Genomic DNA, 12,916 nt, shown 5'->3' with positions numbered 1-12,916 from the left:
CTTCTTGGCTTGCAGGCTCACGGGGCAGTCCTCACGGAAACGCCGTCACGGGCGACGATCTTGCCGCGCTTGATCACGCGGCGCTTGGGCGAACGGGTCACGACGATATCCGTCAGGCTCTGGCCGGGCATGATGACGAGATCGGCGATCTTGCCCTCGGCGAGGCCGTAATCGGCGATCTCCATCACCTGGGCGCCGCCGGTGGTGCAGACGTGCAAGCCCAGCTCGACCTCGTCGTCGCGGCGGAAATTGTTGCGCAGGCCGATGAACATGGCGCGCTCGACCATGTCGGCATTGCCATAGGGGCCCCAGGTGTCGCGGATGCCGTCCGAGCCCGAGCAGACGCGGATGCCGGCATCGAGCAGTTTCTTGACGGCCGGCGCGGTGTTGCGGGCCGGCGCCGTGGTCATGATCGCGATATCGAGCTCGGCGAGCTGCGGGATCACGGGATCGACCAGTTCCGGCGCGGTGCCCAGGCAGAAGGCGTGGCTGACGGTGACCTTGCCCTTCATGCCGAGCGCGCGGGTGCGCTCTATGATCAGGTCGAGCGAGAACAGGCCCATCTCGCCGGGCTCGTGCAGGTGGATGTCGAGCGGGCGGCCATAGGTCTGGCACAGCCCGAAGATCGCATCGAGATGGCCCTTGGGGTCGCGGTCGATGGCGCAGGGATCGAGGCCGCCGACGATCTCACAGCCGGCCTTCATCGCCTCATGCATCAATTCCAGCGTGCCCGGACGGCGCAGCAGGCCCGATTGCGGGAAGGCGACGAGCTCGATGTCCATGATGTCCGCGTAGTCCTCGCGGGTCTTCATGATGCCCTCGACGCCCCAGAGCCCGAGCTCGGTGTCGACATCGGCATGGCTGCGGGTATGGGTCGAGCCCATCGTCGAGGACTGGACGGTCTGGCGCGCCGACTGGCGGGCCGGATCGAGATCGAGGCGCTTCTTGCTCTCGCGCTCGTTGTCGATCTTGTCGAGCAGCTTCGGGCCGACCTCGTTGACGTACCAGGCCATGCCCCAGAGGCTCTTGTCGAGATGGGCGTGGGCCTCGACCAGACCGGGGATGGCGATGTCGCCGCGGCCATCCTCGACCGTCACGCCGGCAGGAGCGGCGATGTCCTTCGCCATCCGGCTGATGCGGCCGTTCTCGATCAGGATGTCGAGTGCCGGCCCGGCATTCGGCCTGACATTGCGGATGAGGAGAGAGGCAGTCATCGCAGGCGTATCCTCGTGGTTTCTTATGATGGTCAGCGCAGCTTCGGGTTCAGCGCGTCGCGCAGCCAGTCGCCGAGCAGATTGACCGAGAGCACGATCAGACCGAGCTGGAGCGAGGGGAAGACGACGAGCCACCAGGAGCCGGAGAACAGGTACTGGTTGCCGATGCGGATCAGCGTGCCGAGCGAGGGCTGGGTGATCGGCATGCCGACGCCGAGGAAGGAGAGCGTCGCCTCCGAGAGGATGGCGAGGCCGAGACTCAGCGTCGCGGAAACCAGCACCGGCGTCATCGTGTTGGGCAGGATGTGGCGGCCCATGATCCGCGTCGCCGGCACCTTGATGATGCGGGCGGCCAGCACATATTCCTTGCGGCGCTCGACCATGGTCAGCGCGCGCACGGTGCGGGCGTACTGGACCCAGCTCGTCAGCGCGATCGAGAGCACCAGCACCACGGCGGAGAAGGGCTCGCGCAGAGCCGGCGGCAGCATCTCGCGGAAGATCGCCGAGACCAGGATCGCCATCAGCAGCGTCGGGATCGAGAGCACGGTATCGCCGACGCGCATCAGGAGGTTGTCGACGCGCCCGCCATAGAAGCCGGCGCAGAGGCCGATCGAGACGCCGACCAGCATCGAGACCATCACCGCCGCGGAGCCGATGATCAGCGAGACGCGCGAGCCGTAGAGGATGGCCGAGAGCACGTCGCGCCCCTGCGGATCGGTGCCGAGCAGGAAGGGCCATTCGCCGCCCTCCTGCCAGATCGGCGGAATCTCGGCCTTGTCGATGAAGATCTGGCTGAGATCGAAGGGGTTCTGCGGCGCGATCAGCGGGGCGAAGAGCGCGGTCAGGACAAGCAGCACCAGCACCAGCGCCGAGAGCCAGGCCACCGGCGTGTGGCAGAAGCTCCAGCCGATGTCGCTGTCGAGGAAGCGGCGCAGGCGGCCGGGGGTTTTCACGGTGTCAGCGGGCATTTGCGCCTCCCGTCAGCGCGTCCTCGCGCAGGCGCGGATCGACCCAGGCATAGGTCAGGTCGACCAGCGTGTTGAGCGTAACGAAGATGAAGGAAACGACGATCAGATAGGCCGCCATCACCGGGATATCGACGAAGGTCACCGCCTGGACGAAGAGCATGCCCATGCCCGGCCACTGGAACACCGTCTCGGTGACCAGCGCGAAGGCGATCAGATTGCCGATTTGCAAGCCGGTGACGGTGATGACCGGCATCAGGCAGTTGCGCAGCGCATGGCCGAAATGGACTGCACGGGACGGCAGCCCGCGCGCCCGGGCGAAACGGATGAAGTCGGTCCGCATCGTCTCCAGCATCTCGGCGCGGACGAGGCGCATCACCAGCGTGATCTGGAAGAGCGAGAGCGTGATGCCGGGCAGGATCAGCGCCTTGCGGCCCGACGCGGTGAGCAGGCCCGTGCTCCACCAGCCGATCTGCACGACCTCGCCGCGGCCGAAGGCCGGCAGCCATTGCAGCGTCACCGAGAAGACCAGGATGAAGAGGATGCCGAGCGCGAAGCTGGGCAGGGAGACACCCAGCACCGAAATGAACTGCAAGGCCTTGGCTGGCAGGCTTTCTCGTCGGATCGCGGTGTAGACCCCGAGCGGGATGCCGACGAAGAGCGACAGGAAGGTCGCGACCAGCACGAGCTCGAAAGTCGCCGGGAAGCGGTCCGAGATCAGCGAGAAGACGTCCTTCTGATTGCGATAGGAGATGCCGAAATCACCTTGCGCGGCGTTTTTCACGAAGGTCGCGAACTGCAGCACGAAGCCCTTGTCGAGGCCCAGGCGGGTCCGCAGCTCGTCGCGCTGCTGCTGGCTAGCCTGCTCGTTCAGCATCAGATCGACGGGATCGCCGACGAAGCGGAAGCAGAGGAAGGCCAGGAACGCCACGGCGAGCATGACGCCCGCAGCGTTCAGAAGACGCTTGAGGAGAAAGGCCGGCATAGGGTGCTCTCCGGTCTCGAAAATCTTGACACCATTCCGGGGCCTCGCGCAGCGAAGAGCCCGGAAGCCATGAATGCCGCCGCAATCCATGAAACGGTGCCGCCATCACTGCGGCGGCACCACTTGCGTTCATGGATTCCGGGCTCGCTGCCGTGCAGCGCCCCGGAATGATGGCATCCGCCTCAGCCTCACTTCAGCTTGGTCAGCCAGAGGCGCGGCTTGTTGTCGGAGGCCTGCACCACGTTCTCGACGCTCGTCCGCATCGCCCAGGCCATCGGCTGCTGATGCAGCGGGATGAACATGTGGTCATCCTTCGCCATCTTCAGCACCTGCTTCATCAGCTCGATACGCTTGCCCGTATCGAATTCGACGCCGGCCTTGTCGATCAGCGCGTCCATCTTGGCATTGCCCCAGCCGCCCGTGTTGAAGACGCCGCCCGTGCCGCTCTTGGTGTGAATGACCTGCACGAGCAGGGAATAGGCGTCGATCATCGGCTCGTTGGCCCAGCCGAAGGATTCCACATCATATTCGCCGCGGGTGCGCTTCGGCCCCTGCTGGCTGCGCGGCGCCATGCTGAGATTGGGCTTCAAGCCAGCCCGCGACCACATCGAGGCGACCGCCTGGCAGAACTCCTCCTCATTGACCAGCGCATCGCTCTGGCAGTTCAGCTGGAAGGAGAAACCGTTGGGATAGCCGGCATCGGCGAGCAACTTCTTGGCGCCCGGCAGATCGAAGGGCGGACGCTCGTCCTGCGACGGATCGTAGCCGGGGATCGCCGGGGCGACGAGCGCGCCGGTATTGCGCGAGAGGCCGCGCATGGCGCGCTTCTGCACCGCATCGATGTCGATGGCGCGATAGAGCGCCTCGCGGACACGAAGGTCCTTGAAGGGGTTCTTGTCCTTGACGTCGCTCTCGATGAGCTTGTCCGTCATGTTGAAGGCGAAGAACACCGAGCGCAGCTCGTTGGTCTGCAACACCTTGACCTCAGGCGAGGCCTTCAGGCGCGGCAGGTCCTGCAGCGGCGCGACATTGGTGAAGTCGATCTCACCCGACAGCATCGCCGCGACGCGGGTCGCTGCCGAAGTGATCGGCACGAACTCGATGCGGTCGATATTGTGCTGCGGCTTGTCCCACCAATTCGGATTCTTGACGAAAACCGTCTTGGCGTCGGGCTGGCGGCTCTCGATGATGAAGGGGCCGGTGCCGTTGGTGTGATCGGTCGGATAGCCGGTAATGCCCTTGCCGAAATCGGTCGGCTTGAGAGCGTTGTTCGCCTCCAGCCACTTCTTGTCGAAGATAAAGATGTTGGTCAGATCGTTGAGCAGCAGCGGATAGGGGCCGTCGACCTCGACTTCGACGGTGTAGTCGTCGATCTTCTTCGAGGATTTGTAGGCCGGCAGGTTGCCCTTCAGCGGCGAATCCGGGTCTGAGACACGCGCGAACGACGCGATGACGTCGTCAGCAGAGAACGTATCGCCATTGTGGAACTTGACGCCCTTGCGCAGATGGAAGCGCCATACCGTCGGCGAGACCGTCTCCCAGGATTCCGCCAGCGCCGGCTCGATCTTGAGGTCGCCGGTATAGCGCACCAGCCCTTCATAGACATGGTTCAGAACCGAAAGCGTGAAGGTCTCGCCGTAAGAATAGGGATCGAGCGAAGCGATCTCGCGTGGCGCGCCCCATTTCAGCGTCTTGGCTTCCGCCGCGCCCGTAAGCGCAAAGGCGGCAACGGCCGCCAGCAACCAGGCTTTCTTCATCGACTTCTCCCCTTTTCGCTGGCGCGCCTGCGGGCCTCGCCGAGTCTCGATCGCTTTTTGCCGTCCCGTTATGCACCTGGCGCTTTGCGCGCCACTTTCGTGTGCGATTATAAGGCATACTTGCATACGATATAACAATCGTATTGTATGCGATTATTGAACACAAGGGGAAACTGGCGCGGAGACCGCTATCGTGACATTGACACCTCCGGACAACACCGTCCCTGCACGAGGGAAAGCCACGATGGGTGAGAAGCGAGCCCCGGTTCTGCGCGCCGAATCCGTCTATCGGGCGCTGCGACGCGCCATCATCGAACAGGCCCTGAAGCCGGGCATGAAGCTGCCCGAGGATTCGATCGGCGAACAACTCGGCGTCAGTCGCACCCTGGTCCGCGAAGCCTTCGGACGACTGGCCGTCGAGGGCCTCGTCGAGCTCAAGCCCAATCGCGGTGCTTCGGTGGCCTATCCGACACTGGAAGAGGCGCGCGACGTGTTCGAGGTCCGACGCGGCCTCGAGCGGCTCGTCGCCGAAAGCCTGGCCGGGCGCATCACCTCCGCCCAGCTCACGGAGCTGGAAGCCCATGTCCGCCAGGAGGAGAAGGCGCATGAGCAGGACGGGCCGGAATCGATCCGCCTGTCCGGCGAATTCCACATCAAGCTCGCCAAGATGACCGGCAATGCGCTGCTGCTGCGCTATGTGCAGGAGGCTTCCTCGCGCTGCTCGCTGATCCTGGCGATCTATGGACGCCCGCATTCGAGCGAATGCGCCGTCTCCGAACATCGCCAGCTGATCGACGCGCTGCGTGCCGGCGACGCCGCCCGCGCCGCCGACCTCATGGACCACCATCTGCGGGCCGTGGTCACCCGCGCGCTGCTGACCCCGCGCGTGGAACGCGACATCCGCGACGTGCTCGCGCCTTATGCCCTCAGCGAAGGCCTCAACCCGTCCTGACAACCTGCGTGACCGCACAAGACGATAGCGGGACGGCCAGCCAAACGGCACGCAAAGACATGCACCAGACGCAGGCCAATTAGTCTTTGGTCTATTTGATCTGCGTCAAGAACATTGCTCCCCCTGCGCTCAGACCATGGCGAGGGCGGTGCCGATGCGCCATCCTGCCACGAAGCAATCAGATCGGCCACATCAAGACCGAACGATCGGGTGGGCGACCCAATGTAAGGGAGGATGGGGCCATGTGCGGGATCACGCGCCGGCAGCACGGCATTCGGCATCTCCATCCGCAAGGTGATGCATGACGGCTACTACTGACATCGTCGATTTCAAGATCGAGACGCCGGACGGCGCCACGCTGCACGCCTTCAAGGAAGGGCACGGCCAGCCGCTGCTGCTCGTCAGCGGGCTGAGCGGCAGCGCCGCCTTCTGGAGCGACATCGCCGCGACGCTCTCGCGCTCCTTCGAGGTCATCCGCTTCGACCAGCGCGGCATCGGCGCCAGCACGCGCGGCGAAGCGCCCTGCACCATCGAAACGCTGGCGCAGGACAGCCTCGCGGTGCTCGACGCGGCCGGCGTCTCACGGGCTGTCGTGCTCGGCCACTCGACCGGCGGCTGTATCGCGCAGGCGATCGCCAAACTCGCGCCCGGCCGGCTCGACGGCCTGATCCTGAGCGCGAGTTGGCTGAAATCCGGCCGCTATCTCAACGCCGTCTTCGGTGCGCGGCGCGCCATCCTCGGCTGCGACCCCCATGCCTATGCCGCGACCTCGGTGCTCAGCGGCTACCAGCCGCGCTGGATCGAAGCCAACTGGCACATCTACGACGCCGCGATCGAGGCCGCGCCGGTGAGCGAGCATGCCCGGACGATCGCCCGCGAGCGCCTCGACGCCCTGCTCGCCTTCGATGGCACGGCCGATATCGACTCGCTGATGATGCCGGTGCTGATCCTCGGTACGCGCGACGACATGGTCGTACCCGTCTACCACCAGGAGGCGCTCGCCGCCGCCCTGCCCGGCTGCCGCCGCGCGATCATGGAAACCGGCGGACATCTCTTCCCGATCTCGCGGCCGGACGCCTTCACCGCGACCGTGGCGGAATGGATCGGCGAACTCTGAAAGAGCTCGCCGGCGCGGCGAAATGGCTCATGCCATCGCCATGCGACTCGACGCTAAGCTGAGAATGCCTCCAAGTCGAAAGACGTGATCATGCGAGCCATTCTCTCCGGCCTTGTCCTCCTCCTTCCCCTCCTCGCGCAGCCGGCCGCGGCGCAGGACGCCGCCGCGGGCGAGCGCTCCTTCGCCAAATGCCGTGCCTGCCACCAGATCGGCGAGGGCGCGCGCAATCTCGTCGGGCCCGAGCTCAACGGCTTGATCGGCCGGCATTCCGGCGCCGTCGAGGGCTATAGCTACTCGGCCGCCAACAAGGGCTCCGGCCTGACCTGGGACGAGGCGACCTTCGCCGAGTACATCAAGGACCCCAAGGCCAAGATCCCGGGCACCAAGATGATCTTCGCCGGTATCAAGGGCGAGAAGGAGATCAAGGACCTGACCGCCTTCCTCAAGCAGTTCGACAAGGACGGCAAGAAGCTCTGAATCCGGGCTGCGTCACCGGCAAACTTGGTCCTCGGCGGCGGCCTGTCGTATCTCTTTGCGTCTGATCGACGAAGGAGAGCTTGATGGCCGCGCCCGCGACCCGGACGAAACCCCTTTCCGCCTTGCGGGACTTCCTGCACGGCGAAGCGGCGGGCGGCATCGTCCTGATGGTCGTCGCGGCGCTCGCCCTCCTCGTCGCCAACTCGCCGGCGGCACCGCTCTATTTCGGCCTTCTCAAGAGCTATGTGCTCGGGCTTTCGGTCCTGCACTGGATCAACGACGCGCTGATGGCGGTGTTCTTCCTGCTCGTCGGCCTCGAGATCAAGCGCGAGATGCTCGACGGCCAGCTCTCGAGCTGGAGCCGCCGCGTGCTGCCCGGTTTCGCTGCGCTCGGCGGCATGATCGCGCCGGCGCTGGTCTATGTCGGCTTCAATCTCGGCTCGCCGGAGACCTTGCGCGGCTGGGCGATCCCCGCCGCCACCGACATCGCCTTCGCGCTCGGCGTGCTCTCGCTGCTGGGTTCGCGCGTGCCGGCCTCGCTCAAGATCTTCCTCACGGCGCTGGCCATCCTCGACGATCTCGGCGCGGTGATCATCATCGCGATCTTCTACACCGCCGAGCTTTCCGGCCTGTGTCTCGGCCTTGCCGCCGCGACGCTCGCCGCGCTCGTCGCACTCAATCGGCTCGGCGTGGCCAGGCTTGCGCCCTATCTGCTGCTGGGCGCGGCGCTCTGGTACTTCACGCTGAAATCCGGCGTGCATGCCACCTTGGCCGGCGTCGCTCTGGCACTGACAATCCCGCTCACGCCCTCGCCCGCCAAGCCCGACAGCGCTTCCTCGCCGCTGCACCGGCTGGAGCACGGCCTGCACCCCTATGTCGCCTTCCTGATCATCCCGATCTTCGGCTTCGCCAATGCCGGCGTCTCCTTCGCCGGGCTAGGCCTCGCGACGCTCGGCCAGTCCGTGCCGCTCGGCATCATGCTCGGGCTGTTCCTCGGCAAGCAGATCGGCGTCTTCGGCTTCGGCTGGCTCGCGATCCGCGCCGGGCTCGCCGACCTCCCTGCGAAAGCCTCCTGGACGCAGTTCTACGGCATCGCCCTGCTCTGCGGCATCGGCTTCACCATGAGCCTGTTCATCGGGCTGCTCGCCTTCCCCGCCTCGGAGGCGCTGCAGGACCAGACCAAGATCGGCGTGCTCGCCGGCTCATTGCTCTCCGGCATCGGTGGCTGGCTGCTGCTGCGGCTCGCGCAACCGGAAGATGTCCACAACCAAGGCATGCGCGAAACGAAGACCTGATGCGATTCCGCGGAACGCCTCTTCCATTTCGGCAAATCGATGCAATATTTATTCGCTCCGGCGAACATCTGTGATTCGAGTCCGGACGAATGTGCAGGGGAACAGGAGCGTTCAGCGGCGATGAAGAAGGCCAAGCGGAAACCGGGGGAGAAGCGGTCGCAGATCGCCGCCATGCCGATCCGCCAGGCCGCCGACGGCTCGACCGAGATCCTGCTCGTGACCTCGCGCACCACGCGCCGCTGGATCGTGCCCAAGGGCTGGCCGATGAAGGGCGTCAAGGACCGCGACGCCGCCGCGCGCGAGGCCTATGAGGAGGCCGGCGTCGTCGGCCGCGTCAGCGAGAAGCCGGCCGGGCGCTACACCTACTGGAAGCGGATGAGCGACCATTTCGCGCTCTGCGAGGTGAAGCTCTACCTGCTCGAGGTCGAGAGGCAGCTCGACAGCTGGGCCGAGCAGCACCAGCGCGACCTGCACTGGTTCAAGCTCGCCGATGCCGCCGATCTCGTCGACGAGCCCGAGCTCAGCACCGCCATCCGCAAGCTCGACACGCAGCTCGCCGTCGCGGCCTGAGCGACCGCGTGGAAACACAGCCCTCATCCTGAGGAGCCGCGATAGCGGCGTCTCGAAGGATATTCCAGTGGGCATCCGAGCCTCCTGGAACCTCCTTCGAGACGCCATTTCTGACGAAATGGCTCCTCAGGATGAGGGCTGTGGAGGTTTCCAGAACACTCTCAGCGCCCGCGTATCAGAGCCCGTCGAAGGGCGTGCAGCCGTCGACAGCGATCATGCGCTCGCAGGCGATCCGATCGGCGTCGGCGGGGCTCGCGCCGGCGCTCCGGGCGGTGATCACGAGCCGGACATATTGCTTGAGATCTTCGGGCATCGTCACGAAGAAGGCGCTCAGACAGAGCGACGGCCGCTCGTTGCCGCAGCTGTTCTGCCGCTGGCAGCCCTTGCGCGGGCAGAACGCCCAGATCTCCAGCCGGTCCACCAGGCTGCGATATTGCCGGGCCCGCCGGGCCTCGTAATCCGCCTGCCACTGCGCCTGCTCCGGCGTCTGCCAGTTCAGCCTCGCCATGATCCGCTCCTGCATCGCGCGCCTGCGTGAAAGCTCATGGGTGTTCGACCGCCCGGCTCGCGCGCGGGCGTTGGTGGATGACGAGGGGCAGCGGAGCGCCGCGAGGCGCGGGGTATCGGCCGCTTCCGTTGAGCCAGGATGCGGCGCGGATGGATTGAGCCACCATCCGCACGCCCCGTGGCGCTCCGCTTGTCGGCGTTCTTGAAAGCTGCGGGCCGCGCTTCCGTTGGGCGGAGCGTCGATCGCGGACGGACAGGACGCGCCAGCTTCCCTCAACGGGTCGTCGCGAGCCTGCCGCCTTGCCACCGCCGCGCCGCCTCTCCTAGCGAGGCTCCTCGCGCAGGGGCCATAGTACCCCCAGGGCGGTTCCCGCAGCCTCCCGAGTCCGGGGTGCAAACCCGGCCGCAGGGCGCCGCCCCCACCCCGCCATGCAGCATGCCTCCGGATGGCCGCCCCTCGGGGTGAGGTGAGCCCAGGATAGGCGTGGTTGAAGAGGCGGGGATAAGTTTTCGCTGAGGGAGCGCTGCCCGTCATGGTCGCCCTTGTGGCGACCATCCACGTCTTCGCGCATCCAAGGCGTATCCAGACGTGGATGCTCGGGACAAGCCCGAGCATGACGGCAGATCCCATGCAGCTCCCCGCCGGGACATCGGCATGGCATAACGTCGCCAGAGGAGACAGCATGTCGATCCGACCCGAACAGCCCGCCGATACCGATGCAATCCGCGCCTTGACCACGGAGGCTTTCGCGACGGCGCCGCATAGCAGCGGTACCGAAGCGGCGATCGTCGACGGCCTGCGCGCGGCCGGAGCACTGACGCTCTCGCTCGTCGCCGTCGAAGATGGAGAGATCGTCGGCCATGTCGCCTTCTCGCCGGTGACGATCGACGGGGCGGAATGCGATTGGTTCGGGCTCGGGCCGGTCTCGGTGAAGCCGGGCCGGCAGCGCGGCGGCATCGGCTCGGGCCTGATCCGCGAGGGCCTGCGGCGCCTGCGCGAAATGGGCGCCGCCGGCTGCGTCCTGCTCGGCAACCCCGCCTATTACGGCCGCTTCGGCTTCGCCAACGATCCCGCGCTGGTGCTGGAGGGCGTGCCGCAGGAGTACTTCATGCGCCTCGGTTTCGGCGCAGCGCTACCGGCCGGCACGGTGCGCTACCACGCGGCTTTCGACGGGGGTTGAGGGCAGACCAGCCAAAGGCTCCCGAACCGCTCCGATCTTCACCGCGCATCGAGCAGGAAGCGATCGAAATCGCGCAAGGCGTAAGCTAGAGCGGAAGGGGCGGTCGTGGAAATCCTTACCCTTCTCTAGATCAGAGAAATTAACGCACAACAGAAAATCGATAATCCCTAGAAATTGAGTCTATACTTTTTGCATAACTGATCATCATGAGCGCATCTTCAAAATTATCAACCAGCATCAAAGCAAATTTACTTTCGATATCAAAAAATCTATCCATATCCTTAAATATATCTACAACCTTACTTCTCATATTCCACCTATCCCTACTATCATTTCCTCTAATCATGCTAATCGGAGCATGTTTATACGGATAATTATTTCTGGCAAAATAAGACGATACTATATCTCGCCTCACACCGCCCATATCAAAAAAAGGATAACCACGAATATCGATAATAATTGGTCGATCAGCCTGGTCGAGAACACGAAAAAAAGTCGATCCATGCATTTCATGCATCGACATAAAAGTCACAACCTTCTGCGGAAAGCAGTCGAACAACGAAAGCTGCTGAGGCAAAGCTTCAGCAGAATCAAGATCTCGGTCGTTAAATGTAGTAGAAAAATCTACTATACCAATAGATTCTCGCCCCATTACTCGACCGCCGCCAATTGTTCTTCCAACTCTGAGTAGTGTACCTGAAAAACCTCGGCCTGACCACCCCAGTCCGGCTTGCCAAGGAAATATTCTCCCGTAAGTTTATTTTTATAATCGCGATCCTTCAGAAACATTACCGCATACATTCGGGGCGAAACTCCAACAAATGGAGTAAATAAAACCTTCCTTTTTCCAATTTTTTTCTCGTTAGACTTCTGATTTATATCCTCATACTCCTTACGATCAACAGTTATGGAATCTGAATGAAGGGCCAACGCGCGGCTTTTAGGATATGGCTCGATATAATGAACCTCAAAAACACCAGCCGTTACTATGTGTCGCGCACAATAATGGCACGGAAACGTACTAACATAGAGCCGAGAACCTACAGTCGAAACCCCAATACGCCCAGCAGATATAATAGCATCCATCTCAGCGTGAACCGCTCGACTAAACTCGATGAGACCACCGATTTTAGTGCTTCGAACCGCAGCGAATGCGTCTTCCCTCGTCTTCCCATCCAGCATGGATGGAAACTTATCAAAAAGATCGGTTATAATATCATTTTGCTCTCTATTGTTACTGCAATATTTGCTTGCCCTAAACACACACCGCTCATCATCGCCGGACAGATCGTCAACTTCGCCATAGACCCCACCCCCAGCTTTAGGGACCTCATTTGTTCCGGCGGCGATAATATTGCCACCATCGTCAATAAGTGCAGCGCCGACTTGACGAGAAAGACAGGCGCTCTGAAGTTTTGCCGCATGTGCGTGATACATTGCAGTCTCAGAAACGCTGGGACGAATAACACGATCAGATATAATTAAATCCACAAACCTCCTCAAAGATTCGTTCATATGTGTATTCTGAGCTCCTCCAGAAGAGTTCTCAGAATTATCTACGAAAAAATCAGCCTCATGAAATGTGTCAAGAACGTGCTGCCCGTGTTTCTCGGGTGCATCAGCGTCCCTCTCCATGAAAGAGACTACAGCGTCTTTTGTGGCTGTCTGACCTCTTTCCGAAAATTCGTAAAGCTCGTTGATTAACCTAGCTTCCCTTACATCTGGATCGCAAACGACACCCACCAAAAAGAAAGCATCTTGATATAATTTTCTTAAAAGCTTCACTTCTGCCGGGTGTCGAAGCGCGTCAATAATGTAAGCTCTTGGCTTCCCATCAATCTCTGTGCACGGCGGTGAGAAAACCATCCAGTGGAGCGCCTGCGTTTGTGCCGGCGC

The 12,916-nt window shown here is 62.9% G+C and carries 13 protein-coding genes; 6 read left to right on the top strand and 7 right to left on the bottom strand.

Annotated elements, in window-relative coordinates:
- Positions 1-17: 17 nt before the first annotated feature.
- The 4 genes from Q0Q36_RS15895 to Q0Q36_RS15880 form a co-directional block, all read right to left on the bottom strand.
- Positions 18-1,214, bottom strand: coding sequence for an amidohydrolase family protein (locus Q0Q36_RS15895; RefSeq protein ID WP_293799217.1), 1,197 nt, complete (start codon positions 1,212-1,214; stop codon positions 18-20).
- A 32-nt stretch (positions 1,215-1,246) separates the two neighbouring features.
- Positions 1,247-2,182, bottom strand: a complete 936-nt coding sequence (locus Q0Q36_RS15890; RefSeq protein WP_265057703.1) for an ABC transporter permease — start codon at positions 2,180-2,182, stop codon at positions 1,247-1,249.
- Complete coding sequence (locus Q0Q36_RS15885) at positions 2,172-3,164, bottom strand: ABC transporter permease (protein WP_293799216.1); 993 nt, start codon at positions 3,162-3,164, stop codon at positions 2,172-2,174. The genes Q0Q36_RS15890 and Q0Q36_RS15885 overlap by 11 nt, the downstream gene beginning before the upstream one ends.
- Before the next feature lie 188 nt (positions 3,165-3,352).
- The gene (locus Q0Q36_RS15880; protein WP_293799215.1) at positions 3,353-4,921 is read right to left on the bottom strand and encodes an ABC transporter substrate-binding protein; all 1,569 of its coding nucleotides are present in this window, start codon (positions 4,919-4,921) and stop codon (positions 3,353-3,355) included.
- 244 nt (positions 4,922-5,165) lie between these two features.
- Between Q0Q36_RS15880 and Q0Q36_RS15875 the strand changes: the two genes are divergently transcribed.
- The 5 genes from Q0Q36_RS15875 (at position 5,166) to Q0Q36_RS15855 (ending at position 9,332) form a co-directional block, all read left to right on the top strand.
- Entirely contained in the window at positions 5,166-5,873 is a 708-nt protein-coding gene (locus Q0Q36_RS15875; RefSeq protein WP_265057700.1) for a GntR family transcriptional regulator, read from the top strand.
- Between the two features lie 301 nt (positions 5,874-6,174).
- Complete coding sequence (locus Q0Q36_RS15870) at positions 6,175-6,990, top strand: alpha/beta fold hydrolase (RefSeq protein ID WP_293799214.1); 816 nt, start codon at positions 6,175-6,177, stop codon at positions 6,988-6,990.
- 90 nt (positions 6,991-7,080) lie between these two features.
- Complete coding sequence (locus Q0Q36_RS15865; RefSeq protein ID WP_293799212.1) at positions 7,081-7,467, top strand: cytochrome c family protein; 387 nt, start codon at positions 7,081-7,083, stop codon at positions 7,465-7,467.
- Positions 7,468-7,550: 83 nt separating this feature from the next.
- On the top strand, positions 7,551-8,762 hold the full coding sequence (nhaA, locus tag Q0Q36_RS15860; protein ID WP_293799210.1) for a Na+/H+ antiporter NhaA: 1,212 nt from the start codon (positions 7,551-7,553) through the stop codon (positions 8,760-8,762).
- A 120-nt stretch (positions 8,763-8,882) separates the two neighbouring features.
- Positions 8,883-9,332 (top strand): NUDIX hydrolase, encoded by a 450-nt coding sequence (locus Q0Q36_RS15855; RefSeq protein ID WP_293799209.1) that lies wholly within the window; start codon positions 8,883-8,885, stop codon positions 9,330-9,332.
- Positions 9,333-9,507: 175 nt separating this feature from the next.
- Here Q0Q36_RS15855 and Q0Q36_RS15850 read toward each other — a convergent pair whose 3' ends face one another.
- On the bottom strand, positions 9,508-9,840 hold the full coding sequence (locus Q0Q36_RS15850) for a hypothetical protein (RefSeq protein WP_293799208.1): 333 nt from the start codon (positions 9,838-9,840) through the stop codon (positions 9,508-9,510).
- A 682-nt stretch (positions 9,841-10,522) separates the two neighbouring features.
- Between Q0Q36_RS15850 and Q0Q36_RS15845 the strand changes: the two genes are divergently transcribed.
- Positions 10,523-11,020, top strand: coding sequence for a GNAT family N-acetyltransferase (locus Q0Q36_RS15845; RefSeq protein ID WP_293799206.1), 498 nt, complete (start codon positions 10,523-10,525; stop codon positions 11,018-11,020).
- A 139-nt stretch (positions 11,021-11,159) separates the two neighbouring features.
- Here the strand turns inward: Q0Q36_RS15845 and Q0Q36_RS15840 are convergent, their stop codons facing one another.
- Positions 11,160-11,672 (bottom strand): hypothetical protein, encoded by a 513-nt coding sequence (locus tag Q0Q36_RS15840; RefSeq protein WP_293799205.1) that lies wholly within the window; start codon positions 11,670-11,672, stop codon positions 11,160-11,162.
- Positions 11,672-12,916, bottom strand: a 1,245-nt coding sequence (locus tag Q0Q36_RS15835) for a deoxycytidylate deaminase (protein ID WP_293799204.1), incomplete at its 5' end; no start/stop codon positions are given. The genes Q0Q36_RS15840 and Q0Q36_RS15835, both read right to left, overlap by 1 nt.

This window comes from uncultured Allobosea sp. (genome assembly GCF_945957345.1).
Taxonomy (GTDB): domain Bacteria; phylum Pseudomonadota; class Alphaproteobacteria; order Rhizobiales; family Beijerinckiaceae; genus Allobosea.
The sequence above is the reverse complement of the archived record's forward strand: the minus strand, read 5'-3'. Positions and strand labels throughout refer to the sequence as shown.

Excerpts from the sequence above, each read along its gene's own strand:
- Q0Q36_RS15895 (WP_293799217.1), bottom strand. The coding sequence starts at position 1,214 with ATGACTGCCTCTCTCCTCATCCGCAATGTCAGGCCGAATGCCGGGCCG.
- Q0Q36_RS15890 (WP_265057703.1), bottom strand. The coding sequence starts at position 2,182 with ATGCCCGCTGACACCGTGAAAACCCCCGGCCGCCTGCGCCGCTTCCTC.
- Q0Q36_RS15885 (WP_293799216.1), bottom strand. The coding sequence starts at position 3,164 with ATGCCGGCCTTTCTCCTCAAGCGTCTTCTGAACGCTGCGGGCGTCATG.
- Q0Q36_RS15880 (WP_293799215.1), bottom strand. The coding sequence starts at position 4,921 with ATGAAGAAAGCCTGGTTGCTGGCGGCCGTTGCCGCCTTTGCGCTTACG.
- Q0Q36_RS15875 (WP_265057700.1), top strand. The coding sequence starts at position 5,166 with ATGGGTGAGAAGCGAGCCCCGGTTCTGCGCGCCGAATCCGTCTATCGG.
- Q0Q36_RS15870 (WP_293799214.1), top strand. The coding sequence starts at position 6,175 with ATGACGGCTACTACTGACATCGTCGATTTCAAGATCGAGACGCCGGAC.
- Q0Q36_RS15865 (WP_293799212.1), top strand. The coding sequence starts at position 7,081 with ATGCGAGCCATTCTCTCCGGCCTTGTCCTCCTCCTTCCCCTCCTCGCG.
- nhaA (WP_293799210.1), top strand. The coding sequence starts at position 7,551 with ATGGCCGCGCCCGCGACCCGGACGAAACCCCTTTCCGCCTTGCGGGAC.
- Q0Q36_RS15855 (WP_293799209.1), top strand. The coding sequence starts at position 8,883 with ATGAAGAAGGCCAAGCGGAAACCGGGGGAGAAGCGGTCGCAGATCGCC.
- Q0Q36_RS15850 (WP_293799208.1), bottom strand. The coding sequence starts at position 9,840 with ATGGCGAGGCTGAACTGGCAGACGCCGGAGCAGGCGCAGTGGCAGGCG.
- Q0Q36_RS15845 (WP_293799206.1), top strand. The coding sequence starts at position 10,523 with ATGTCGATCCGACCCGAACAGCCCGCCGATACCGATGCAATCCGCGCC.
- Q0Q36_RS15840 (WP_293799205.1), bottom strand. The coding sequence starts at position 11,672 with ATGGGGCGAGAATCTATTGGTATAGTAGATTTTTCTACTACATTTAAC.